The sequence below is a fragment of the Thermomonas sp. genome (assembly GCF_019104945.1).
Classification (GTDB): Bacteria; Pseudomonadota; Gammaproteobacteria; order Xanthomonadales; family Xanthomonadaceae; genus Thermomonas.
Genome location: NZ_JAHRWW010000049.1, coordinates 1 through 25,947 on the forward strand (window position 1 = coordinate 1; position 25,947 = coordinate 25,947).

At 59.9% G+C, this 25,947-nt stretch carries 19 protein-coding genes; 5 read left to right on the plus strand and 14 right to left on the minus strand.

All coding sequences use genetic code 11. The annotated features are described in order from the left end of the window. From KUL77_RS11545 to pilG, 5 genes are all read right to left on the minus strand, one after another. Window positions 1-2,675, minus strand: a 2,675-nt coding sequence (locus KUL77_RS11545) for an Hpt domain-containing protein (protein WP_297147302.1), incomplete at its 3' end; no start/stop codon positions are given. A gap of 81 nt (window positions 2,676-2,756) precedes the next feature. Then, window positions 2,757-4,772 carry a methyl-accepting chemotaxis protein gene (locus KUL77_RS11550; RefSeq protein ID WP_297147305.1) on the minus strand — a complete coding sequence of 672 codons (2,016 nt, stop codon included), beginning with the start codon at window positions 4,770-4,772 and terminating at the stop codon, window positions 2,757-2,759. A gap of 34 nt (window positions 4,773-4,806) precedes the next feature. Continuing rightward, entirely contained in the window at window positions 4,807-5,349 is a 543-nt protein-coding gene (locus KUL77_RS11555; protein WP_297147350.1) for a chemotaxis protein CheW, read from the minus strand. 174 nt (window positions 5,350-5,523) lie between these two features. Then, entirely contained in the window at window positions 5,524-5,889 is a 366-nt protein-coding gene (locus KUL77_RS11560; RefSeq protein ID WP_297147308.1) for a response regulator, read from the minus strand. Window positions 5,890-5,907: 18 nt separating this feature from the next. After that, window positions 5,908-6,309, minus strand: coding sequence for a twitching motility response regulator PilG (gene pilG, locus KUL77_RS11565; RefSeq protein ID WP_297147310.1), 402 nt, complete (start codon window positions 6,307-6,309; stop codon window positions 5,908-5,910). Window positions 6,310-6,464: 155 nt separating this feature from the next. On the opposite strand from pilG, the gene gshB reads away from it, so the two are divergent. Continuing rightward, the gene (gene gshB / locus KUL77_RS11570; RefSeq protein WP_297147313.1) at window positions 6,465-7,427 is read left to right on the plus strand and encodes a glutathione synthase; all 963 of its coding nucleotides are present in this window, start codon (window positions 6,465-6,467) and stop codon (window positions 7,425-7,427) included. Further along, a complete protein-coding gene (locus tag KUL77_RS11575) occupies window positions 7,427-8,314 on the plus strand; it encodes an energy transducer TonB (RefSeq protein ID WP_297147315.1) in 888 nt (295 codons plus the stop codon). Before gshB ends, KUL77_RS11575 begins: the two co-directional genes overlap by 1 nt. A 3-nt stretch (window positions 8,315-8,317) precedes the next feature. On the opposite strand, the gene KUL77_RS11580 is transcribed toward KUL77_RS11575, so the two are convergent. The 8 genes from KUL77_RS11580 to hrpA form a co-directional block, all read right to left on the minus strand. After that, window positions 8,318-8,785 carry a hypothetical protein gene (locus KUL77_RS11580; RefSeq protein WP_297147318.1) on the minus strand — a complete coding sequence of 156 codons (468 nt, stop codon included), beginning with the start codon at window positions 8,783-8,785 and terminating at the stop codon, window positions 8,318-8,320. Window positions 8,786-8,870: 85 nt separating this feature from the next. Then, window positions 8,871-9,572 (minus strand): tRNA (adenosine(37)-N6)-threonylcarbamoyltransferase complex dimerization subunit type 1 TsaB, encoded by a 702-nt coding sequence (gene tsaB, locus KUL77_RS11585; RefSeq protein ID WP_297147321.1) that lies wholly within the window; start codon window positions 9,570-9,572, stop codon window positions 8,871-8,873. Between the two features lie 24 nt (window positions 9,573-9,596). Continuing rightward, window positions 9,597-11,552 carry an ATP-dependent DNA helicase gene (locus KUL77_RS11590; RefSeq protein WP_297147324.1) on the minus strand — a complete coding sequence of 652 codons (1,956 nt, stop codon included), beginning with the start codon at window positions 11,550-11,552 and terminating at the stop codon, window positions 9,597-9,599. Continuing rightward, window positions 11,549-14,014 (minus strand): penicillin-binding protein 1B, encoded by a 2,466-nt coding sequence (gene mrcB, locus KUL77_RS11595; RefSeq protein WP_297147327.1) that lies wholly within the window; start codon window positions 14,012-14,014, stop codon window positions 11,549-11,551. The genes KUL77_RS11590 and mrcB overlap by 4 nt, the downstream gene beginning before the upstream one ends. 45 nt (window positions 14,015-14,059) lie before the next feature. Then, a complete protein-coding gene (locus tag KUL77_RS11600; protein ID WP_297147329.1) occupies window positions 14,060-14,968 on the minus strand; it encodes a glycosyltransferase family 2 protein in 909 nt (302 codons plus the stop codon). Continuing rightward, entirely contained in the window at window positions 14,961-15,836 is an 876-nt protein-coding gene (locus KUL77_RS11605; RefSeq protein WP_297147331.1) for an NAD-dependent epimerase/dehydratase family protein, read from the minus strand. Before KUL77_RS11605 ends, KUL77_RS11600 begins: the two co-directional genes overlap by 8 nt. 9 nt (window positions 15,837-15,845) lie before the next feature. Beyond that, complete coding sequence (locus tag KUL77_RS11610) at window positions 15,846-18,011, minus strand: bifunctional (p)ppGpp synthetase/guanosine-3',5'-bis(diphosphate) 3'-pyrophosphohydrolase (RefSeq protein WP_297147334.1); 2,166 nt, start codon at window positions 18,009-18,011, stop codon at window positions 15,846-15,848. 81 nt (window positions 18,012-18,092) lie between these two features. After that, window positions 18,093-21,992, minus strand: coding sequence for an ATP-dependent RNA helicase HrpA (gene hrpA, locus KUL77_RS11615; protein WP_297147337.1), 3,900 nt, complete (start codon window positions 21,990-21,992; stop codon window positions 18,093-18,095). Between the two features lie 93 nt (window positions 21,993-22,085). Here hrpA and KUL77_RS11620 point away from each other — a divergent pair, with 93 nt between their 5' ends. The 3 genes from KUL77_RS11620 to dusB are packed head-to-tail and all read left to right on the plus strand — an operon-like array spanning window position 22,086 to window position 25,481. Next, on the plus strand, window positions 22,086-22,625 hold the full coding sequence (locus KUL77_RS11620) for a Dps family protein (protein WP_297147339.1): 540 nt from the start codon (window positions 22,086-22,088) through the stop codon (window positions 22,623-22,625). 48 nt (window positions 22,626-22,673) lie between these two features. After that, window positions 22,674-24,476: a DNA helicase RecQ gene (recQ, locus tag KUL77_RS11625; RefSeq protein WP_297147341.1), complete on the plus strand. Its 1,803-nt coding sequence runs from the start codon at window positions 22,674-22,676 to the stop codon at window positions 24,474-24,476. Between the two features lie 30 nt (window positions 24,477-24,506). Next, window positions 24,507-25,481 carry a tRNA dihydrouridine synthase DusB gene (gene dusB, locus KUL77_RS11630; RefSeq protein WP_297147344.1) on the plus strand — a complete coding sequence of 325 codons (975 nt, stop codon included), beginning with the start codon at window positions 24,507-24,509 and terminating at the stop codon, window positions 25,479-25,481. Here the strand turns inward: dusB and KUL77_RS11635 are convergent. Then, on the minus strand, window positions 25,435-25,947 hold a 513-nt coding region (locus tag KUL77_RS11635; RefSeq protein ID WP_297147347.1), incomplete at its 5' end, for an EAL domain-containing protein. The two genes, dusB and KUL77_RS11635, sit on opposite strands and share 47 nt — an antisense overlap.

The following is a 25,947-nucleotide window of genomic DNA, read 5'->3' on the forward strand; positions in this document are numbered from 1 at the left end:
GCAAGGCGTTCTGCTTCGGCGCGCTCGGCTTCTTCAGCAGCGAGGCGTTCTGCTTCGGCGCGGGCGGCTTCTTCGGCGGCCAGACGTTCTGCTTCGGCGCGCGCGGCTTCTTCAGCGGCGAGGCGTTCTGCTTCGGCGCGCTCGGCTTCTTCAGCGGCGAGGCGTTCTGCTTCGGCGCGGGCGGCCTCTTCAGCGGCAAGGCGTTCTGCTTCGGCGCGGGCGGCTTCTTCGGCGGCCAGACGTTCTGCTTCGGCGCGGGCGGCTTCTTGGGCGGCCAGACGCTCGGCTTCTTCACGCGCTGCGTCTTCCGCAGCATGATCCACCAGCGCCATGCCACCAAACGGCAGCGCCGCCTCTGGCAGGCTGTCACGCAACTCGGCTAAGCGCCCAGCAAGTTCTGGGTAGCGCGGCACCTGCGTGGGGGCAAATTGCAGCGCGTCCGTTGAAGCACGCACCGCATCGGCAGCTTCGGCCAGCGCGGCAACACCCGCTGCGCTCGCTGCAACTTTTGCGGCCAATAGCCGCTTGGCATAACTTTCTGCTGGCGCGGTAACTGCCGTCACCGAAGGCACTTCGGTCATGGCGAAGGCGCCATTGAGCGTATGCAGCGCGCGCACCAGCGCATCGCTCGCTTGCGCGTCACCTGTCTTCGCCTGCCCCAACCATTCTGCGAACGTGCTCAGATGGCCACCCACTTCGGCCACCAAAACTTCAAGTAGAACGGGGTCAACGGTAACGGCTTCAAACGCGTCACCAGCTTCCGTTGCCACGTTGGCAGGCACCGCTGCTTCAATCACCTCTGAAGAGGGCGCAGTCGCAGCAGCAATCATTGGTGTTGCGTCAATGAGAACGTCTTCACCTGCGGCGATACGATCGGCCACCGCTTCCATTGCAGGAATATCGACATTGCACGCAGCTTCGCCGCGCAATGCGCTGTGCAAGCTCGGCAACACGCCGTGGGTTTTATCCACGAATGCCACAACGGCGCGACTTGCAGGGCGCGAACCATCCAGCACGCGGTTGAGCATGCTTTCTACATGCCAGCTAAACTCACCCAGCACTTTCGCACCGACCAAACGGCCGCTGCCCTTCAGCGTGTGGAATACGCGGCGAATGGGACGCAGGCGTTCGATATCATCTGGCGCAAGCCGCCACTCGGGGAGCAAGGTGTCCAGATTGCCGATTTCTTCTTGAAATTCTTCCAAGAAAATATCGCGAATTTCATCGTCGATCTCTTCACCCATCGACACAAAGCCCGCGTCGATCGCGGTAGTGGACTGCGGAATGACCGCAACCGTACTTGCTGTCGGTAACACTGGCTCGTCGGTTTCAGCCACTACGCTTACGTCGTGTGTCTCAGCTACCACTTCCGCAGCAGGCTCCGCCTCAACACTCTCGGGTTCCTGCTGAACCGTGGTAGTGACTGGCTCAGGCATTGCCGGGATAGGCCAATACTGTAGCTGCGCAAGGCTTATGCGGGTTTTCTCCAACATATCGAGGCGCAGACCGTGCGGGTCTTGCAGCGACTCGAGGTAGTACTCAAAACTCGCCAAGGCATCGGCTAGGGTGTCCAGCGTTTTGCCGCCAAGCACCTGCTTGTTCTCTAAAAGCTCACGCTGGCAATAAATACGCAGCGCTTCCAGATAGCCCACGGGCTCGCGCCGGTCGAGCATCTGCAGCGCCCCACCAACCTCGGTGAGCAGACGCGGCACGGTTGCTAGTGCGGCGTGATCCCAGCCCGTTTCCACAAAGGCGACAAATGCGCTGCGCACCTCGGCAAAATTGGTCATGGCGGCGCGCACCAGCGCTTCCATCACTTTGCGCGACTCATTCGCCTGAAGCCCATCGGTGCTGGCCGTGCTGCCGAGTTGCGCCACTTGATCGTCTAACGAGTGGTCGATATACAGCAGTGCGCCTGCCACATCGAGCAGGTCGGATTCGCTGGAAGGACGTGCACCGCTGGCAATTTCTTGCACAACGCTACGCTGTTCCTGCACGACGGTTTTCGCGCTATCAAGGCCAATCATGCCCAGCGTTTCCGCCACGCGTCCAAGTGCGTCAGCCTGCGACTGCAACTCCTGCATATCGCTACGGCTGCCGCGTAGAAATAGATCCAGTGCGTCTTTGACCTTCAGCAGATCTTCTTTGATCGCCGCCGCGACGGTATCGAGCAGTGCACGGTTACGCCCCGCTAGGCTACCGCGTGCATGTTCAATTTCTTCATCCGTGGGCGCTACGAGCAAGCTGGGTAATGCCGATTGCTCCAGTGCAGCCGCGTTGCGCGCCACGCGCAGCGCATTGATCAGCGGCAACAGCACGATGGGAATGTCGCGGTGCCCGCCCTGCAAGCGTTCCAAATAATCAGGCAACTGCACCACGCCCCGCATCAGGGCGGTGAGGCCTTCATTGCGGCTAGTCACGCTGCCGTCGAGCAGCGACATGGCGAGCTCTTCCATTTCGCGCACGACCATCGCTGGCGTTTGCAGCTCCAGCATGCGCAACGTGCCATACACCTGATGCAAATGCCCAAGGCAGGTGCGCATCGGCGTGGGATCGCTGGGCGACTCCTCGTACGCCTCAAGCTCAATCCGTGACTGCCGCAACGCCTCGTCGATCTCTGGCTTCACCCAGCCGAGCGCGGTGTGGTCGATAGCATCCCGCAGCGCCGTGGTCATGGTGAAACTCCGATAAGACTATGCATTGCAAAACTGGCCTGAGAGGTACAGTTCATCCCGATCTCTGCTTCTTATTCTGCGTCAGGCCGGCAGCTTAAAGTCGGCCACCGAACGCCGCAGGTCGGCCGCGAGCTGCGCCAAGTTACCGATCGATTCGGCGGTTTGGCTGGCACCTTGCGAGGTCTGCGCGGTAATCGACTGAATGGTATTCATCGCTTGGGTGATGTTGGACGCCGCGCTGGACTGCTCCTGCGCCGCTACCGAAATACCTTCAATCAAGCCCGACAAGTCAGACGACACCTTTTCAATTTCACCCAGCGCGGTACCGGCGTCTTCGGCGAGGCGTGCACCGGCGACCACTTCTGAGGTGGTCTGTTCCATTGACGACACCGCTTCGTTGGTATCGGCCTGAATGGTTTGCACCAGCGATTCAATTCGCTTGGTTGCACTGGAAGAGCGTTCTGCGAGGCGCTGCACTTCGTCGGCCACCACCGCGAACCCGCGCCCGGCTTCACCGGCCGAAGCCGCCTGAATCGCCGCGTTCAGCGCCAAGATGTTGGTCTGTTCGGAAATGTCGTTAATCAGTTCCACGATCGAACCAATTTCCTGCGAGGACTCACCCAGACGCTTAATACGCTTCGAGGTCTCTTGGATCTGGTCACGAATGCTGTCCATACCGGCGATGGTCTGACGCACCACGCCTGCACCGTTGGTGGCGATCTGCACCGAACGACGCGCCACTTCCGCGGAGTCGGCGGAGTTACGCGACACTTGGTTAATGCTGGTGGCGATTTCGTTAATTCGGTTGGTAGCGGAGTTGATTTCCTGCGCCTGGTGTTCGGCCGCGTCGGCCAGATGCATGGCGGTGGCCTGGGTTTCTTGCGCGCTGGCCGCGACCTGCACAGAGGTATCGTTAATGGTGGTTACCAGCGTACGCAGCTGTTCCACGGCGAAATTAATCGAGTCTGCGATCGCGCCGGTCATGTCTTCGGTCACGGTCGCCTTTACGGTCAGGTCACCTTCCGCCAGCGAACCCATTTCGTCCAGCAGGCGCATAATCGCCTCTTGGTTACGGTCGTTCAGTTCTTTGGTGGTTTGGTAGCGCACGCGTTGGGCGCGGCCTAGGGCCCACAACAAGCCCGCGATGGAGAACAGCGCGACCAAGCCGGACAGAATGCTGACCCAGACGCCGCCCAAGAGGCTGGTGTCTTTCAATGAGCCGAACGAGGTGAACGCGGCGAACAGGCTTTCGCTATCGGCAAGCAGCTTGTCAGAACCGTTGGCCAGCGCCGCAACCGATGCCTGCGCACCAATCAGCTTGCGCGAGTCGCCGACGATGGCGTCAAGGTCTTTCTTCATCCCCTGCCACAGCGTGTTGGCTTGATTCAGCGGCCCGACTGCGCCGGCTGCCGTCACTTTCGCAATTTCGTTATTGCCGCCGATCAGGGCGCTCATCTGCCGATCAAACAGCGCGGCATCGCGGCCAAGTGCGTTTGCAGCCACCTGCGCGCTATCGCCACCGGCGCGCAATTCGGCAATACGCTGCGCCATACGCGAGCTGATATTGGCCTGCTGCAGCGCGGCGCTCACCTGTTCAGAGTTAGCACCACCCGACACCAAGCCGCGTAGCACTTCGTACAACTGCGCCTGCAGCTGCGACACTTTGCCGGTGAAGCTATCGGCATGCCCAGCGAGTGCCAGCACCGCTTGCTGCGACTCCAGCACCTCTTCCGCGCGCTTAGTCAGCGGCGACCACGTTTCGGTGACCGTTTTAATTGGGCCAGATACGTCGGCCGAGCTGCCGAAGCGATCATTCAACCATTTGATATCGGTGTCGATTTCACCCTTCGTTGCCTTCACCGCATCGAAGGCTTGGCCATTACCGTCAATCGCTTCTCGACCTTGGTTAGCAAGGCGCTGGGAGTTCAACTGCAAACGCGAAGCCGCCGTACTTGCGCCACCCAGACGCGAAGCCTTGGTAGTGGCATACAAGGTATTGCCAGCAAACACGACCAGTGAGCCGACCAGCAACCAGATCCAGAAGTTGGTGCTCAGGTTGCGGCCTTTACCGGCAGCGGAATCCATCAAATTACTCATAACTTACAACCTCGGCTGACTTGGGTTCCGCGGGTTAGGCGGCGGCTTGGCGAAATTCGGGGGTACGGGCTAAACGATCAAGGCTGAACACGCCCCAATCTTGTCCATCCATGCGGTAGGCGCGATCGACAAAGTGCGTATAGCGCCCTTCGGCGAAGGCGGTAACGTCGATACCATCTTCATCGACAAAACTGCGCTGCCCATAAAGCTGGTCGATGGTGACGGCAACATCACCACCCGGCTGGCGCACCACCAGCACGCGCTGACGCTCGTGCAAAACGGTGCGTTCACCTTCAAGAAACTGTTTGAGATCCACAACCGGCAGCAGGCTACCACGGACATTGGCCACACCTAGCATCCATGTAGCCGCCCCCGGGATGGGGGTCAGCGCGGGCATGGGCAAAATTTCAACGACCTCGCCAAACCCCGCCGCCAAGCGGTGGCCACCGACGCGAAAACCCACGCCGCGCCACAACCCCGGCGCATCTAGCTGCTCGGGAAGGCCCGCCACGTGCGCCAAGCTGCGCTGCTCGTAGTCGGCCAAAATGAGGAACGGTGAAGCTGGAGCCGCATCCACCACAGGCACGGGTTCGATCTCCAGATCGACCTCATTCTCGGCATTTACATCAATGTCAGCGTCAATATCAAACGCTTGCTCATTGACTGGAGTATCTACCGACGCAGCAACGAACGCCGCGGCAGGTGCCGAAGACTGCGATCGAAACTTGTTTTTCCCCTTCTTCCCCATGCTTCAGTGTCCAATCAGAGCATTGATGCGTGTAATGAGTTCGCTTTCACGCGGCGGCTTGGCGATGTAGTCCTTTGCGCCTTGGCGCAGGCCCCATACGCGGTCGGTCTCCTGCCCTTTGGTGCTGATGATCAAAATGGGAATGTGGCTGGTTTCCGCATCGCGGGTCAGCGCGCGCGTGGCCTGAAAACCATTCATACCCGGCAAAATGATGTCCATCAGCACGATGTCTGGCTTTTCGCGTTTGCAGGTTGCGATGCCGTCCTCCGCACTACCGGCCGTCATCACTTGATGACCGTTGCGCTCCAATAGCTGGGACATGACCGCAGCCTCGGTTGGCGAATCCTCAATCAGAAGAATGCGTGCCATGTATTCCCTGCCCCCCGGTCAGGATGTGACGTATGTGCGAATGGCGCCAAGCAACTCTTCACGCGTGAAGGGCTTGGTCAGATATTGTTCGGAGCCAACAATACGGCCTCGGGCCTTATCAAACAAACCGTCTTTTGACGAAAGCATGATCACCGGCACACTTTTAAAAGTCGCATTGTTTTTAATCAGCGCGCAGGTTTGATAACCATCCAAGCGCGGCATCATGATGTCGACAAAAATGATTTGTGGGTTGTGGTCGGCGATCTTGGAAAGCGCCTCGAATCCGTCGGTAGCGGTCACGACCTCGCACCCTTCGCGCACCAGCAGGGTTTCCGCAGTGCGCCGGATCGTGCGTGAGTCATCGATGATCATCACCCGCAGCCCTTTCAGGCTGCTGCTTGAATCGTCCTGCGGTTCCATGCAATCCCCTTGCCGGTTGGCTTTGCCGCGCATTTTGACGCGCTGCGAACGCTCTATATTCCAGCCTGCAGGAAAAGTGTCAAGACTTGATCTTATTAGGGCGAGATGTTCGTCACGTCCTGCTACCATCCGCGCAATGCTTTTTGGACGCTCCCATGCCCACTTCTCCCCAACTCGATGTACTGGTGGTGATGGACCCCATCACGACGATCAACACCGCCAAAGACTCCAGTTTCGCTATGCTGCTGGAGGCCCAGCGCCGTGGCCATCGGCTGTTTTACGTGCGCCCCGGCGGGCTGGAGATCGTGTCGGGCGAGGCCAGGGCCGAGCTGGCGCCACTGCAGGTGCGCGACACCACACAGGACTATTTCAGCCTAGGCCAGTTTGAAAAGCGGCCATTTCACCCGGGCCAAGTCGTGCTGGTGCGCACCGATCCACCGGTGGACGCCGATTATGTGCATAACACCCAGATCCTCGGCTTGGCCCAGCAGCAGGGCGCACTGATCGTGAATGATCCGCAGGGGTTGCGCGACTTTAACGAGAAACTTGCAGCGCTTCTGTTCCCGCAGTGCTGCCCGCCCACCTTGGTAAGCCGCAGCGCCAGCACCTTGAAGGCCTTTGTGCATGAACAGGGCGAAGCGGTCCTGAAGCCGCTTGACGGCATGGGCGGGCGCTCGATTTTTCGCACCCACGGCAGCGACCCCAATTTGAACGTCATTTTGGAGACGCTCACCGAAAACGGGCGCCACTTGGCCATCGCGCAGCGCTACGTCCCTGAAATTACCCAAGGCGATAAGCGCATCTTACTGGTGGACGGCGAGCCGGTGAATTACTGCCTTGCCAGGATTCCACAGGGCGATGAGTTTCGCGGCAACCTCGCCGCCGGTGGCCGCGGCGAAGGCCGCCCATTAAGCGAACGCGACCGCTGGATTGCCGCCCAAGTTGGCCCTGAAATGCGCCGTCGCGGCATGTTGTTCGTTGGCCTTGACGTGATTGGTGACTACCTCACCGAAGTCAACGTCACCAGCCCCACCTGTATTCGCGAACTGGATAAGCAGTTCGGCATCAATATCGCGGGGCTCCTCTTTGAACGTATCGAAGCGCGCCTGACCGCCTAATGGTTGCCTCTGCTACGCCCCCACTACCTAGCCCGCCGCGCATTGGTGAAGCGGAGCGACTGCGTGCCACGATCGTTCTGTCTGTGCTACTGCACGCCTTGGTTATCTTGGGTATTGGTTTCACGATTGAAGACGCCGCGCCGCTAGTACCAACGCTGGACGTCATCGAAACCCGCACGCAAACGCCACTAACCCCCAAAGAAGCGGATTTTTTGGCGCAAGCAAACAACCAAGGCGGGGGGGAGCACGATAAAAGCAGCCGCCCCAGCGCGCCGCAAACCGGCCTCCTTCAGCAACCAACAGACGGCCTCGCCCCGCGCCCACTGCATGCGCAAACACCCGCCCCTAGCCCGCCACAAGACGCCAAGGTGATTACATCGGTTGGCGGCAGCCATACGCTGCCTACGCCCAAACAGCGGCCACAGATCAGTCCAGACGAGGCACCGGTTGGGCGGGAAAAGATTGAGCGTGATATGGAAATGGCGCGTCTTGCGGCAGAAATTCAGCTGCGCTCCAAAGAGTACGCTAAGCGCCCCACGCGCAAATTTGTTTCGGCAAGCACCAAAGAATACGCATGGGCGCAGTACCTGCGCGGCTGGGTGGATCGCGTCGAACGGGTCGGTAACCTCAACTACCCCGACGAAGCGCGCCGCCGCCGTATTGGCGGCTTAGTGGTCATCAGTGTTGGGGTGCGCCGCGACGGCAGCGTAGAAAGCACCCGCATTATCAAGTCGAGCAATATCCCTATGCTCGACGAGGCCGCACTGCGCATCATCAAGCTCGCAGAACCTTTTGCTCCGCTCCCTAAAACGGCAGAAAACCCGGACATCCTGCACATCACCCGTACTTGGCAATTTCTGCCCGGTGGTGAGCTGATTGACCGCTAAAAACTACTTAAATAAGCAGTCCACTAGCTTGTCTTCATTTTGAATAAACTGCATAAGCCCTTTGTCCCAGCCAGAGTTCTGCTTACTTAGCGGCGCAATCATCGGCGCGCCTTCGGTATCGAGCTGGGTGACTTCAATGGGCGCATCGGTAAGCCAAAACACGCGATCTTCTGCAGCCAGTGTCAGCTTGCTGCTAACGCGATAATTCGCAAACCGCGCGCGGTATTCTGTTGCCTGCGTTGCCTCGATGGTCCCTGCTTCAGCATTCACCGTGCCGAGCGTCAAGCCCGGCGTAGTCGCCAAGCATGCGCGCGCATCAGTGATGATCTCATCGCGCGATCTGTTTAACGCGTAATTGGAACTGGTCATCTTCAAAATGGTTTCGTCAGCCTGATCCGAGACCGTGACCGTTCGACCATTTAACTGAACATCTCCCGCCAACGCGGGAGCGACGGCCAGCGCAGCCGCCACAAACACACACACTCCCCTCACGCACGTCTCCCCATACACTAAGACACCCCAAGCATAGCGAAAAAATACCCGCGTGCGCAGAAGATCAGGCGCGTTTTGCCTGTTGTTGTGCCAAAGTGAGCGCTACGTCATTACGCAGATAGGCAGGCTCCACCAGCTCGGGGGCCAGTGCTTCACCGCGCTGCCAAGCGCGCAGCGCAAGTTTGGCCACGTTGGCAGCATGCGGCAAGGCCTGCGCATCAACATAGCGCAGGCGTCCGGAAAAACGCTGCTGCAGCGCATTGTCCACCGCTGCAAAGCCCGTCCCGACGCCGTACCAACTGCCAGCTTCCGCGACCTCTGCTGCATCGGGCTTAACGACGGTTTCAGCGCTCAAGGCAACCAAGTCTTCACCCTGACGCATGAATGCCCCCAAATACACCTCGCCCATCCGGGCGTCGATGGCCGCCAGGATTCGGGCCTGCGCCCCCTCTTCTCGCGGAGTGGCTGCGGCGAGTGCAGCGAGGGTGGACACAGGAATCAGCGGCCGGTCGATCGCCAGTGCCACGCCCTGCCCCAGCGCAATGGCAAGGCGCACGCCGGTAAAAGCACCCGGTCCGCGCCCCACGGCGATTGCATCGAGCTGCGAACGCGCGATTCCAGCTTCGTCCAGTAGTGCCTCAACCCACGGCAGGGCCAGCTCGGTATGCCGACGTGGCGCGATTTCAAACCGTTCAACCACATCACCATCGGTGTAGAGGGCGACGGAGCAGGCTTCGGTGGATGTTTCAAACGCAAGAAGTTTCATCGGCGTAGTGTACCTCCATGCCGGTTATGGGCCTTCGGAAAAGAAGGCTTGCACGTCTGCCAGCTGGCGTGTGCGCGGCAACGGCGGCAGCGAGTCGAAGAACGTTTTCCCGTAAGACTTGCTCAGCAGGCGCGGGTCGCACAGCACCAGCACGCCGCGATCGGTTTCGGTACGAATCAGGCGCCCAGCACCTTGCTTTAAGGCGATAACGGCCTGCGGTAGCTGCTCATCACGAAATGGGTTTCCGCCTGCGCGCCGAATGGCATCGAGGCGGGCCTCAAACACGGGATCATCCGGCGCTGCGAATGGTAATTTGTCGATCACCACAACGGACAGCGCATCCCCCGCAACGTCAACGCCTTCGCGAAAGCTCGCGGTTCCAAGCAAGACGCCATTGCCCGATTCGCGAAAACGCTGCAGCAAGGCATTGCGCGGCTCAGAGCCTTGCACAAAAAGTGGCCACGGCGCGTCGTGCAGCAGTTCAGCGGCTTCGCGCAGCGCGCGGTGCGAGGCGAACAATAAAAAGGCACGCCCGCCGGAGGCCTCTAACACGGGGCGCACCGCTGCGATGACCTCGCGCCCATAATCGCGTGAGGCGGGATCAGGAAGATTCGGCGGCAGGTAGCACAGGGCCTGTTGATCCCAATCGAAGGGGCTGGGCTGGATCAGCTCGCGCGCCGTACCAATACCAAGCCGCTGCGCAACGTGCTGGAAGCCACCGGAGACCGCCAGCGTGGCGGAAGTAAATACCCAAGCCGCGTGCGACTGTTCCCGATGGCTACGCAGCGGTGCGGACACATCCAGCGGGGTGCGCTGCAGACGAAAACCGCGCGGCGTCAGTTCATACCAGTGCACGTGGATTGCAGTTGCTTCCGTGCCCGCGCTTTCCAGCCAGCGCTGCAAGCGCGCCAGTTGGTCGGTGGCGCGCGCATGGCAGGCATCTAAGCCGGGTGCGGTTTCGCGCAGCGGCACCAATACCTGTTCAAGCGTCTTCAGCGCTTCTTCTAAAGTCTGTAGCGCTGGCTCAACATCGACTTCATCCAGTGCGCGCCACGCGGTGCCACGAATGGGTAGGTTATCCATTGCCGCACGCAGTGCGCGTGTCGCCGCCTCTAACGCTTGCGCGGGGGCTTGCACAACGGCCAGCGCACCTGCTGTTGCTTTGCATTCCGCAATGGCATCACGCGCCAGTTCCACCAGCGGCCGCGCGCCCAGCCCTTCGCCAAAAAATTGCGCCGCCAGCTCGGGCAGTTGATGAGCCTCATCCACCACAAACGCCTGTGCGCCGGGCAAAATTTCGCCAAAGCCTTCTTGTTTTAGCGCCAGATCCGCCAGAAGCAAATGATGGTTCACCACCACGACATCGGCCGTTTGCGCGCGTTGGCGCGCTTGTACGACGAAGCATTCATTCCAAAACGGGCATTCCACGCCTAAGCAATTGTCGGCTGTCGAGGTGATCATAGGGATCAGCGGCGCGTTTTCTGGCAGCGATTCCATTTCGGCCAAATCACCGGTGCGCGTGCGCCCACTCCAGGCCACAACACGCTGAAATTGTGATGTTTGCTCGCGGCTGGTAAAACGCGCTTCGCCTTTCGCTTGCTCCACCCGGTAACGGCACAGATAGTTGGCACGCCCTTTCAGCAATGCGGTTTTTAGGCCTACCCCAAGTGCCTCACGTACGCGCGGCAAATCGCGTTGATAGAGCTGATCCTGCAGCGCACGTGTGCCGGTACTAATAATAGTTTTCATCCCTGATAGCAGCACTGGAACGAGATAGGCGAAGGTTTTACCTGTCCCAGTACCGGCTTCAGCCAGCAGGGTTTCGCGCTGCTCCAGCGTCTCCGCGATGCTTACTGCAAGACGCTGCTGCGCCGGGCGCGAACGAAAACCGGGCAACGCTTTAGACAGCGCCGCCCCCTCAAGCAATGCCTCCTGCACGCCCCGCCCAAGCCGCGAGGCCGACGCCTCCGATTGACTCATTGCGTCGGCCGAACTGGCGGCGGGGTTTCAGTGGGTGGAGGCGTCTGTTTTTCAGTATCACTGCCACCGAAGAAATTACGAATGGCGTCGCCTGCACGCTGCAGTGGCGTGGTGGAATCGCCCTCTTCAGGTGGCGGTATCGGGTTACCGAACTCATCGAACTCCTGCGGCGACACGTACAGGCACTCTTGATAATTGGGCGCATGGCCCGCCACGAACGGGAAGCGGCGCGCACCCGGGCAATCTGGGTCGGTGCTCTGCCCATCCAATACCCAGCGCCAGTCCACCCCTTCTGAAGACAGCTGCAACTGTGCGCTTGGCAGGCGCATAAAAATATTCGCCCAAACGCGCATTCCACCGGTCGCACCGTACAGACCTGTCGCTTTGTTCTGATCGTTGCCCACCCACACAATCGCCAGATGATCGCCGGTATAACCTGCAAACCAGCTATCGCGGCCGTCGTTACTGGTGCCGGTTTTACCCGCTGGCGCAAGCCGCCCCAAACCATCGCGAATTAGTGCGTTCGCTGTTCCCGAAGTCACCACTGTTTGTAGCGCACTCCCCACAAGACGCGCCGCCACGGCGTCCCCCGGTTGCGCGGGGGGAGCCTGTTTGTCGTAGCGCTTAAGTGCCTTACCTTTGGCGTCGAGCACCCCGCGCACGGCGTGCAAGGGCTGAATTTCGCCCCCAGAAGCCAAAAACTGATACATCTGCGCCATTGCAAACGGGCTCTGGTCCATTGCACCCAAAATAAGCGAAGGCTGCGCCGCCGTTTCAATACCGGTGAGCGTGCGAATAAGCCCCGCCAAACGCTGCGGCTGCACTTCCATGCCAAGACGCACCGTGGCTTGGTTATAGCTACGCGCCAGTGCATCCATCAAGGTGACCGTGCCGTGACTACGCCCATCCGAATTTCCGGGCGTCCACGTTTTTCCACGGCCCAAGCCTATCGTGATGGGCGCGTCAGAAATCGTGCTAGCAAGCGACCACTTATCCGGCTGCGCCAGCGCCAGCAGATACACAAAAGGCTTCAGCAACGAGCCCACCGGACGGCGCGCATCTACCGCTCGGTTAAACCCTGCCTCGGCAAATTCACGGCTCCCTACTACCGCAAGCACATCACCGTTGTGCGCATCTGTCACCACCACACCCGCTTCCAGCGGTGGGCGCTTTTTGTTTTCCAGCGCATCAAGCGTGCGCGTCACCGCCGCTTCGGCATACGCCTGCGCTGAGGGTGCCATTCCCGTCATCACCGACAGACCCGCCCCCGAAAGCTGCTCTACCGGGTAATCACGCGCAAGCTGTTTACGCACCAAGTCAACGTAAGCAGGGAATCGGTTGGCAGAAAGATTGCCGGTGTTCGTCGTGATCCCTAGTGGTGCCGCCAGCGCGCGCTGGTATTCCTTATCGCCGATCAGCCCTGTGGTGTGCATTTGCCCAAGAACAAAATTGCGCCGCTCCAGCGCGCGCTCAGGGTTGCGCTTGGGGTTGTACCAAGAAGGGCCTTTGACCATCCCAATGAGCAGTGCAATTTGCTCGGTTGAAAGGTCTTTCAGATCACGCCCAAACCAATATTCAGACGCCGCCGCAACGCCGCGAATGGCCTGCGCCCCGCGCTGCCCTAGATCCACTTGGTTGAAATAGGCTTCAAGAATCGTTTTTTTGTCATAGCGCGCCTCCAGCAGGAGCGCATACAAAATTTCTTTGAATTTCCGTGTATAGGTTTGCTCTTTGCCAATGCCCAAGAGGCCGCTGCGTGCAAGCTGCTGGGTCAGTGTACTGGCCCCTTGGCGCGTATCCCCCCCCGATTTTACATTGACAAAAACGGCGCGCAGCATGCCGCTGATATCAATCCCGATATGGTGATTGAAGTCACGGTCTTCGACCGCCTGAAGCCCTGTCACCATCAGCTCGGGCACTTCCTCAATGCGCACCAAACGGCGCTCTTCTTGGTTTTGCCCATAGAGTGTTGCGATGCGCGCAGGATCAAGCCGCGCGCTACGCAGAGCGCGCTTACCGGCGACATCGCGCACCGAACGCACCTGCCCACCGGACAGCACGACCTCTAACACCATCGGTGCGACCCGGCCATCAACGTCGTCATAGCCACGGCTCGAGATCCGCCAATGACCGCCATCATTGGCATAACTGCCGCTGCGCTTGCCATCGCCACTACGATACGCCGCCGCTTCTAGCTCCGTTTTGAGCGTTTGCGCGTCCATCGCCAGCCCCATACGAACAACCAAGGGCCGCGCATACACGCGGGTTGGGACCTGCCAGCGCAACTTGCCGAAGCGCTCCCCCACCTCATGATTCAGATAAACCAAATAAGGAATCATGAAGCCCAGCAGCAGGGCACCGACAGCAAGAGTGGCTACGAGTAGGCGGCGCCAGCGGTTACTTTTCGTCTTGCCTGAATCAGTATTTTGATCAAAATCGTCTTCGTCTTGGATGCGCGGCATGGACGTTACTAAAAGGAGTTCTGGGACAGTCTAACGCGCATCTCTTCACTTGGGGGCCGGGCCATATCGACCAAGAATTCCATCCCGCAGCCCTTTCAGCATGCAGCCTAAATACTGCCCTCTTGGCGAGTGAAGCAGCACCATTCGAAGAAATTTGAACGGAATTCGTAGAACATCCTGAAATATCCAGCGCTGTAGCGTCGTTTTTCGCCGATACAACAACACACGGTTTCGCATGATGTAGTACAGGCGTATCGGCTTATGCACGAACGCCCCACCCTTCTGAAAATGTGACGGACTTAGCGCATCACCGATAGCGTGCCCCATATGTGCAGAACCCACACCAAAAAGTGAAAACCCTTGCGCTACGGCACGAAAGCACCAATCCAAATCCACATTATCGATAAACAAACCTTCATCCATATTACCGACGCAATCCAAGACCGACAGTGGAACGAGGCTCCCCGATGTAATCAGGAAATCACACTGCACCGACATGGTATCGGCAGCATATATTTTTTGGTTGAAGGGAAATTTGATCCGAACAAACGGCATTGCCAAACCATTCCGCACATCTACAGCGGTGGCACCCACGGCAGCGACACGCTGTTTTTTTGAAAGCTCTGCGTACGCTGCAAGAAGCGACGGAACCATATCAGGCGCAGGAAGGCTATCTTGATCTAGGAGCAAGACAAAGTCGAAGCCAGAACGCTTCGCAAAGGCGACCCCTTGATTCAATCCGGCCGCCAATCCGACATTGTCCGGCGCCTGATGAATAACGACATCATCACCCGCAGCCAACGCAGCGTCTAACGCTTCAATTCCACTTCCATTATCAAAAACATAGACTCGCTCGACCTGCTCTTTGCATCGCTCGATATTTGTGCGAAGCGTGTTGATCTCAGGATGGTAAGTCACGATCACCGCGCACACTGAATTTTTACGATCAGTCATGTCCATCCTTTACTTCTCCATCGTAAGAGAAGCACCCCGCCTTCCACGAGGTTATCGCGGTAGAAAAGTCACGTGGCTTAACCCCAAGCACTTCACTTAGCAAGGCATTATCCGCCAACAAATTTTCTTGCAACCGTGAAACCGGGCCGCGAAAGCGCGGATACAGGCGTGCAACAAGACGCAGCATCCATAGCGATACAGGCAGCGGCAGTACGCGTTTCGGCAGGCTTGCGTGGATACGGCTGAACATTGTGCGATAGGGCAAGCGCTCGCCACCGCCGATTTCAACAATGGACTGCTCCCAGCTTGGTAGCGCCAGCGCCGCTATTACGGCCTGTGCAATATCGTCCGCATGTACAGGCTGACGCAGGCCATCGACCTGAGGAATTGGGAAAACATGCCAGCGCAGTGCGCGCCTCACAATAGGTGTCAAACTTTTATCTCGCCCCGCGCCATAGATCAGCGTCGGCCGAAAAATTAAACACTGCATGTGCAGGCGATGACATTGCGCAATCAGCTCGTCTTCAGCGTCACGCAGCCATTGCGAGAGCGCGCGATCTTCGGCAATTGACGAATGGCGCTTACTCTCCGCGCTCATTGAGCTGGTCACGATCAACTTAGCCGCTGGCGCTACGCTATGCCGCGCCAGCCACTGCGCGACGCCATCCATTGGGCCAAAGCTAACAACGGCCGCGAGGCCCGAATACTCCGGTAGCGATTCAATTTCGCCCTGCAGCCAGCGTATCTCTTGGGTGTTTTGTGTGCATGGTTTGCGGCTCAAAGCCAGCACAGCGTGCCCATGTTGCCGTAGGCGCGGCAATAAGAACACACCGATCTGACTGCTGGCACCTATTACGAGAATCGGCATTACAAAGCCCTAAGCGCGCCGCGCGGAAGCAACGCCGGACAGCGATTCTAAACGTGCTAACAAGAGGCCAAGCTGCTCAAAGTCACTAATTCTTGCCTGCAGCTGCACGCGCATCTGTCCATGCCCGCCGCGCATTTGCTCTGAGTTCATGCTGAGTACGTGCACACCGATTTGTGCCACTAACGTGGTGATGTCTTTTAACAGCCACTTGCGGTCCACTGCATCGATTTGAATCGAAACCACTTGCCCACTGCGATGCGCGCCCCATTCCACCGGCAATACACGCGCGGATTCTTTGGCAGCCAAACGCAAGAACGCAGCGCAATCGGGCCGATGCACACTGACACCGCGGCTACGGGTGAGATAACCCACAATCGGCTCGCCCGGTAATGGCTGACAGCAGCGCGCCACCTGCACGAGTAGATTATCGACCCCCTGCACCGTCACCCCACCCGACCCTGAAGCCGTTGATGAAACTGACTTAGCAGGCAGGGTTGGAATATCTGACACTTCGGGTTCTTGCGTCGCTTTCTCTAACTCCAACAGCGCACGCCCTACCTGATTTGGGCCAATATCACCCAAAGCCACTAGCACCAGTAAATCATCTTCGGTGGCCGCGTTGAATCGCGCTAAAACAGGGTGCAAATCCGCGTGGAGCAAGCCCATGCGGCGCAGATCGCGATCAAGCAATTCGCGCCCATCTTTCAGATTTTGCGCACGATCTAATTTATTGAACCACGCACGAACTTTATCGCGTGAGCGACTGCTTGCTAAAAAACCAGTACTGGGAATCAGCCAGTCACGACGCGGTTCTGCTGTTTTCCCAGTCAAAATTTCAACGCGTTCGCCGGTATGCAGCGCGTAGGTAAGCGGCACAATTCGGCCATCTACTTTCGCACCGCGACAGCGATGGCCCACCATGCTGTGGACGGCATAGGCGAAGTCGAGTACGGTTCCGCCTTGCGGCAGGTCAATCACTTCCCCTTTGGGCGTGAGCGCATAAATACGGTCTTCAATTAAGTCGCTATCAAAGCCTTGTAATGGGCTAGATTCGCCTTCTGCCGCCGCTTCTGCCGCTTGCTCCAGCAGTTTGCGCATCCATGCAATGCGTTTATCCATCGCCGCACCACCCGCGCTACTGCCTTCTTTATAGCGCCAGTGCGCGGCCACACCGAGTTCAGACTGTGCATGCATTTCACGGGTGCGGATTTGCACTTCAACTGTTTTACCTTCTGGCCCAATGACCGCGGTATGTAGTGAACGGTAGCCGTTCGGTTTTGGCCTTGCAACGTAGTCGTCAAACTCGGTGGGAATGGGCACCCAAAGCGCATGCACAAAACCAAGAACTGCGTAGCACGTAGGAATATCGTCCACTAATACGCGCAGCGCACGCAGGTCGTACAGCTCTTCAATGGGCAGCGCTTTGCGCTGCATCTTCTTCCAAATGCTGTAGATATGCTTGGGCCGCCCTGCAACGTCGGCGTCGATCCCTTGCACTGAAATCGCCTCTTGTAGTTGCGCCTTAACCATCTCGATATAACGCTCGCGGCCTGCGCGGTTGTCATCGAGTGACTGCGAAATTCTCAGGTATTCATCGGTTTGTAGAGCGCGAAATGCGAGATCTTCCAGCTCCCATTTGATTTGCCATATACCAAGGCGATTGGCCAAGGGGGCATGGATGTCGCGGGTCATTTTGGCCAGTGCGCGCTGCTCTTCCAATGGCAGCCACCACGCCGCACGCATACGCGAGAGCTGGCGCGACAGTACGACGGGAATGACCCGCAGATCGCGCACTAGAGCAAGCAACAACCGCCGCATCCCCTCTGGGTTACGTCCACTTCCGTGGCTGCGGTGCAGCGCCCAAACACGGCTGGCGGCGCGCTGCCCTTCCAGCAGCACATGCAGGCGCTCTGGCACTTCTACACCGGCCTCCTTGGCGATCACCTCAACATCAACGAGTGCATCAAGCAATGTTGCGGCCAGCACTTCGATATCTGCATTGAGCTTGCCAAGAATAGCGAGCGTATCGACCAACACATCGGCACGATCGCGCATCGCGCTTCCTGCTTCAGCGCGCTCACGCCACAAATCCGCGAGCGCAGGCGGCAACGCGTCCTGAGGCAGGCGCGATAGGGCATCAGCGTAGGTCAAGTGAGAGATCGCAGCAGTTGGCATAAGTTAGACAATCGCAGACACAGGGTGAAACAGTTGCGCACAAGGCACGTTTATTGTGCGCCGTATTCAATAACCGGCGCATCATCTTAGTTTCAATTGCTGCACGCGCACCGCGAGGCGTTTTGCGGATACGCCGCCCTTGACGCCAAGCTCCTGCGCAAACAACTGCACGCGCAGCTCTTCCAGCTCCCAGCGCAGGGCTTGTGCTTCGGGATGCGCAAGATCAGCGACAGCCAGTGCATCAGCAAACGGCTTGAGTTCCAGCATCCGCGCTTGATCTTTCACCGGATCACGCTGGGCACGTTCGCCGCGTAGCGACAGCGCCTTGAGATAGCGCGGATATTCGGCCAGCATCGTGGCCGGGGTATCGCGCAGGAAGCCCGGCGCGGCCAGCGCCTCCAGCTGTGCCTGCATGTCGTCGAGGTTGGCCCGTGCCCAGCCGATCAGCTTGGACTCCAGCTTGCCGCGCACCTCGGCCACCAGCGCAAGAATGGTCTCAGCCTGCTTCAGCCGCGCCATCGCTTCGCCAAACAAACCCTTCCCCACCGCGTCCACACGCAGGGCGAAGGCCTCGCCATCGCGCACGGCCAGCAGGCCGTCTGCAGTGAGCGCGGCAAAGGCGCCATCAATCAGATCCGCGCGCAGGCGGTCGGCGTCCTTCAGCCCGTCCTTGCGCGGCGCGGCCGATTCGATGGCGGCATACAGCAGGGAAATTTTCGGTTGCACCGGCAGCTGCTTGCGCGCCTGCTTGCATTTATCCGCCAGCGCGATTGCCAGCAGCCGACGCACGCCCTGCGGGTGGCGCAGCTCGGCCACCTCACGCTGCGCGTGCAGGGCCAGCGACACGCTCTCGCCATCGTCTTGCAAGGCCGGATAGGCAGGCACGCCACCGGCGCCGGGCACGCTGACCGGCACCGGCGTATCCGGGAAGGTGGTCAACCCGGCCTTCGCCATGCCCTGCGCGGCGTGCCGTGCGAAGGCCTGCGCCGCGCGTTCGCCGAAGCGGGCGCGTAGCTCGGCAAGGTCACGCGATTCGGCCAGCACCGTCTTACCCTCGAACAGGCGCAGATTGGCGCGTAGATGCGCATCGATGGCGTCGGTATCGAAATCCACGGCGGACACCGCAACGCCCGAGAGCCGCTGCAGGAATTTCGCCAGCGCGCCTTCGATGGCATCCGTCTCCGGCTGCGCGAACGCCTCGGCGAAAGCGCGGGCAAACTCCGGGGCCGGCACAAAATTGCGCCGCAGCGCCTTCGGCAGCGACTTGATCAAGGCCGCGGCCTTATCTTCCACCAGGCCCGGCGCCAGCCACGATAGCCTTGCCGGATCCAGCGCATTGAGCAGGTGCAACGGCACCGCCACGGTCATGCCGTCATCCACCGCGCCCGGCTCGAAGCGGTACTGCACGGCCAGCCGCGCATCCCCCAGCGCGATATAGGCCGGAAAGCGCGCGGCGTCGGTCTGGTCGGCGACCAGCAGTTCATCGCGGCTCCATTCCAGCGCGGCTTTTTCGTCTTTCGACAATTTCCCGAGCCACGCATCCAGCGCCTGCGCGTTGTGTACATGCGCGGGCAGCCGGTCCAGATACCAGCGCGCCTGCCAGTCCTCGTCCACCACCAGCCCGACCCGGCGCTGCTTGGCTTCTTCCTGTTGCGCCAGTTCCAGCGTGCGCAGATTGCGCGCAAGGAAGGCGCTGCGGGTATTGATCTCGCCGGTCAGCAGCGCCTCGCGCACGAAGATGGCGCGGCTCTCCTCGGGGAACAGCGCGCCGTAGTGGATGGGCCTCTTCGGTGCCAGCACCAGCCCGAACAGGCTGATCTGCTCGCTGCCCAGCACCCGCCCCTGCGCCCGCGACCAGTGCGGGTCGTGCTGGCGACGCGCCAGCAGATGCGGCAATTCGGCAATCGCCCAATCCGGCTCGATCGCGGCATTAGTCAGCGCCCAGACTTTTTCGGTGTCCAGCAGATTGGCCGCAAGCACCCACGGCGGCGGTTTGCTGGCCAGTTTGGAACCGGGGAACAGCGCGAACTTGCGCCCGCGCGGGCCATCGAACCCCCCCTTGTCATTGCGGTTGCCAAGCTGCGTGGGTAGGCCGGCCATCAGCGCGCGGTGCAGCTCAACATAGCCAGCCTCCGCTGCCTTTTCTTCCCAACCCAATTCGGCGCACTGCAGCTTCAACTGCCGGTGCAGCTCCCACCATTCGCGCAAGCGCAGATAGCCGAGGAAGTGTTTATCGGCCCACTTACGCAGCTGCGATTGGGTCATCGCCTCGTGCGCTTCGCGGTAGCCCTGCCACAGCTTGACGATGCCGAGGAACTCGGACTTGGGATCGGCGAACTGCGCATGCGCGGCATCGGCGGCGGCGCGGGCATCGGCCGGACGCTCGCGCGGGTCCTGCACGCCAAGGAAGCTGGCGATCACCAACAGCTCGCGCAGCACGCCATGTGCCTGCGCCGCCACCAGCATGCGCGACAGCTTCACGTCCACCGGCAGCTTGGCCATCTGCTTGCCCACTGCCGTGAGCCTGCGCTCGCCATCCACCGCGCCCAGCTCGTTCAAGTGCTGCCAGCCATCGGCGACCGCGCGCGGATCCGGTGGCTCCAAAAACGGAAACTTTTCGATCTCGCCCAGCCCCAACGCCAGCATGCGCAAGATCACTCCGGCCAGTGCGGCGCGGCGGATTTCCGGGTCGGTGAACTCCGCACGCGACTGGAAATCGGCTTCGGCATACAGGCGGATGCACACGCCCGGCGCGATCCGCCCGCAGCGCCCTGCGCGCTGGTTGGCGCTGGCTTGCGAGATATCTTCGATATGCAGGCGGTCCAATTTCTGCCGCGGGCTATAGCGCTTGACCCGCGCCACGCCGGGGTCGATCACATAGTGGATACGCGGCACCGTCAGCGAAGTTTCCGCCACATTGGTGGCCAGCACGATGCGCCGTTGTGGGCCGGGATGAAACACCCGGTCCTGATCCTTGGCCGACAGCCGCGCATACAGCGGCAGCACTTCGGTGTGCCGATACTTGCGCTTCTCCAGTGCCTGATGCGCGTCGCGGATCTCGCGCTCGCCGGGCAGGAAGATCAGCACATCGCCGATGGATTTTTCCTTCTGGATTTCATCGCAGGCGGCGACGATGCCGTCGATCACCGAACGCTGCCCAGCCTCCTCGCCCTCGCCTTCCAGCGGGCGATAACGCAACTCCACCGGATAGCCGCGCCCCTCCACGCCCACCACCGGCGCGCCGCCGAAGTGCTCGGCGAAGCGGGCGGTGTCGATGGTGGCCGAGGTGACGATCAGCTTGAGGTCGGGCCGGCGCGGCAGCAGCTGCTTGAGGTAGCCCAGCAGGAAGTCGATATTGAGGCTACGCTCGTGCGCCTCGTCGATGATCAGGGTGTCGTATTTCGACAGCCAGCGATCGTTCTGGATTTCCGCCAGCAGGATGCCGTCGGTCATGAACTTGACCGCCGTACTTTCGCTGACCGCATCGTTGAAACGCACCTGAAAGCCCACCGCGCCGCCCAGCGGCACCTGCAGCTCTTCCGCCACCCGCCGCGCCACCGATCGCGCCGCCAGCCGCCGCGGCTGGGTACAGCCGATCACCCCGGCCGCGCCGCGCCCGGCGGCCAGGCACAGCTTGGGCAGCTGGGTGGTCTTGCCGCTGCCGGTCTCGCCGGCAATCACCACCACTTGGTGCTTGCGGATCAGCGCAACGATGTCCTGCGCATGCGCGGCGATCGGCAGGTCTTCCGCCACCTGCGCCTTGGGCAGCTGCGCCGCGCGGCGCTCGCGCTCACTGCTGGAGGCCGCAAGCTTCTGCGCGAAGGCGGCCTGCAGCGCGGCATCGGCGGGCTTGGCCTGCCACTTCGCCAGCAGGCCGAGCAGGCGGCCACGGTCGCGGGTCAGCGCGGCATTGATCTGCGTTTTCGCCTGACGCGGCGTTTGCAGCGCCTCCGGCTTGAATTGTGATTCGATAGCGCCCATCTATTAACAGCAACAGTATTTTCAATTTCAAAACGGCGTAATGTCCGCGTATTGTCGCCGTAAATCCGCTTTTTCGTGAAAAGGAGTTTTGTCATGGCAAAAAGTAAGCTCGAAAAGAGCAAGCCCGCAAAGAGCAAGTCCCCCGTCAGTAGCGCCACCGAGATTGATATCGGGATCAAAACCGACGACCGCGCCGCCATTGCCGATGCTCTCTCACATTTCTTGGCCGACAGCTACACCTTGTACCTGAAGACCCACAATTTCCATTGGAACGTGACCGGGCCGATGTTCAACGCCTTGCACACCATGTTTGAAACCCAGTACACCGAGCAGTGGGCCGCGCTAGACGAAATCGCCGAACGCATTCGTGCACTAGGCTTCCACGCGCCGGGTAGCTACGCCGAATTTGCCAAGCTCAGCTCGATCAAAGAAGCCCCCGGCATGGGCGATGCCCCTGCGTGGCACGACATGGTTGAACAGCTGGTGGCAGGCAACGAGGCCGTATGCCGCACCGCCCGCGCCGCACTAGAAGTAGCCAACGACGCCGACGACGCCCCCACCGAAGACCTATTGACCCAGCGCTTGCAGACTCACGAAAAGTATGCGTGGATGCTGCGTTCGCTGCTGCAATAAAACACGACATTCAGCGGCAACTGACGTACGACTTGCTACCCTAGTGCGATGTCTGATGCCGCCCTTGCAACCCTTCGCCGCGTTTTTGGTTACGACCGTTTTCGCGGCGAACAGGGTCGGATCGTGCAGCATGTGCTGGCAGGCGGTGATGCGCTAGTCCTCATGCCCACCGGCGGCGGCAAGTCGCTGTGTTATCAGCTTCCCGCCTTGCTGCGCGAAGGCTGCGCCGTGGTGGTATCGCCGCTGATTGCGCTGATGCAAGACCAAGTAGATGCCCTGCGCCAGCTTGGTGTTCGTGCGGCGTTTCTCAACTCAAGCCTGAGTGGTGAAGCGGCGGCACAGGTAGAAAAGCAGTTTTCTGCAGGTGAACTCGACCTTCTTTACGTCGCCCCCGAGCGTCTGCTCACACCACGCTTCCTCGCGTTACTGGATCGCACGCGGATAGCGCTGTTTGCCATTGACGAGGCCCACTGCGTATCGCAATGGGGCCACGACTTCCGCCCCGAATACCGCCAACTCACCTTGCTGCACGATCGCTGGCCCGACGTGCCGCGCATCGCCCTAACCGCCACCGCCGATGCCCCCACGCGCCGTGAAATTATCGAGCGCCTCGCATTGGAAGAGGCCCAGCAGTTCATTAGCTCGTTTGACCGCCCCAATATCCGCTACACCGCCGAAGCCCGCGAAGACCGGCGCCAGCTGTTTGATTTCTTAAATCGCCATCGCGGCGAAAGCGGTATCGTCTATTGCCTATCGCGGCGCAAAGTGGATGCCACCGCTGAACTTCTGTGCGAACAAGGCTTCGATACACTGGCCTACCACGCAGGACTAGACGCCGACACCCGCGCGCAGCGGCAGCGCCGTTTTCTGCGCGAAGACGGGCTAATTATGGTGGCCACGATTGCCTTTGGCATGGGTATCGACAAGCCCGACGTACGCTTTGTTGCGCATTTAGACCTCCCCAAATCACTGGAAGGCTACTACCAAGAAACCGGGCGCGCCGGACGCGACGGCGACCCCGCCGAGGCATGGCTGGCCTATGGCATGGGCGACGCCGTGTTGCTGCGACGCATGATCGAAGAAGGCGAGGCCAGCAGCGAACGCAAGCAGCTTGAACACGGCAAGCTAGACGCATTGATTGGCTATTGCGAATCCACCGCCTGCCGCCGCCAAACCCTGCTCGCCTATTTCGGTGAACCGCACGCAGGCCAGTGCGGCAACTGCGATAACTGCCTGCACCCGCCACAAACCTGGGATGCCACCGAAGCGGCGCGCAAGGCGCTGTCGTGTGTGTACCGCACTGGACAACGCTTTGGCGCAGCACATGTGATCGATGTCCTGCGTGGCGCCGACACCGCCAAAATTCGCCAGTTCAATCACCAAACCGTGAGCACCTACGGCATTGGTAAAGAATTGGACACGCGCCAATGGCGCGGCGTGTTTCGCCAACTTACTGCCGCAAGTTTTTTAGACATTGATCTTGAAAGCCACGGCGCGCTGCGTCTCACTGCGAACGCCACACCACTACTACGCGGCGAACGCAGCCTATTATTGCGCAAAGAATTGGCCCGCCCTGAGCGTAAGCATGGCAGTACCACGCAGCGCCCCAGCGCGTTGATTGAGCTCTCCGACGAGGCGAGCCTACGGTTTTCCAGCCTGCGCCAATGGCGCGCCGAAGCCGCGCGCGAACAAAACGTTCCGGCCTATGTCATTTTCCACGACGCCACCTTGCGCCATATCGCCGAAGCCAACCCCAAAACACGCGCAGCGCTCGCCAAGATCAATGGCGTGGGCGGCAGCAAACTGGAGCGCTACGGCGAAGACGTCCTCGACGCACTCGGCGCCGTCTAACGCCCGTCGCCCAGCCACTACAATAGCGCCATGCGCATCGGTCCTTACCTCATTACCCCGAAGGTGATCCTCGCGCCCATGGCGGGCGTGACCGATAAGCCCTTTCGCCTACTGTGCAAGCAGCAGGGCGCCGGGCTTGCCGTATCGGAAATGACCACCTCCGATCCACGCTTTTGGAACACCGCCAAATCACGCACCCGCATGGACCACGTTGGCGAGCCCGATCCAATCAGCGTTCAAATTGCAGGCACCGATCCAGCCACACTCGCCGAAGCGGCGCGCTTCAACGTTGATCACGGCGCGCAGATTATCGACATCAATATGGGCTGCCCGGCCAAAAAGGTGTGCAATGTTTTGGCAGGCTCGGCACTCATGCGCGACCCGCAACTGGTGGGCCAAATTGTGAATGCTGTGGTGCGCGCGGTGAGCGTTCCGGTGACGCTCAAAATTCGCACTGGCTGGGATGCCACACACAAAAATGCGCCGGAGATTGCACGCATTGCTGAGGACGCCGGAATTGCCGCGCTTGCCGTGCATGGCCGCACTCGCGACCAGCACTACAGCGGGCAGGCCGAATACGACACGATTGCAGAGATCAAAACGCGCCTGCACATTCCAGTAGTGGCCAATGGCGATATCGATTCACCACAGAAAGCCGCCTTCGTACTGCAGCACACGGGGGCCGACGCAGTCATGGTGGGCCGCGCCGCGCAGGGACGGCCGTGGCTGCTGGGGCAAATCGCACATTTTCTTGCCAGCGGCGAGCAGCTCCCCGACCCCAGCTTGCCCACTATTCGCGATATTTTGCTCGGCCACCTGCAGGCACTCTACGTTCACTATGGCGAAGAATCTGGTGTGCGTATCGCCCGCAAGCACCTTGGTTGGTATGCCAAAGATCGTCCTGAAAACGCGGCATTTCGCGTCGTGGCCAACCGCGCGCAAACAGCTAGGGAACAGCTCACATTGACGCGTGATTATTTTGATGCCCTAGCACACGCTGGCTAAAGTCCCACCACGGCTCAGGGCGACCAAATAAATACCCTTGAAACCCCCGGCAACCGCGCTCTAACAAAAACCGATAGTGCGCGTCGGTTTCAACACCTTCGGCAATGAGATCAAGCCCCAGCATTTGCGCCAGACTAATGATACTTTGCGCGATCGCTGCGTCCTTGGGGTCATCCATCACATGCCGCACAAACCCTTGGTCGATCTTGATCTGGTCCAACGGCAAGCGCTTCAGGTAACTCATGCTGGAATAGCCGGTACCAAAATCATCCAGCGACAAACCAAACCCCATCGCACGCAGCTCTTGCATAATTGCGATGACGCCCTCTACATCCTGTAACAACAGGCTTTCTGTCAGCTCCAACTTGATCCGCCGAGGGTTTGCGCCAGTATCACTCAGCAAATCACGCAACTCCGCTACGAAATCTTCCTTACGAAACTGGCGCGCACTGACATTCACCGACAG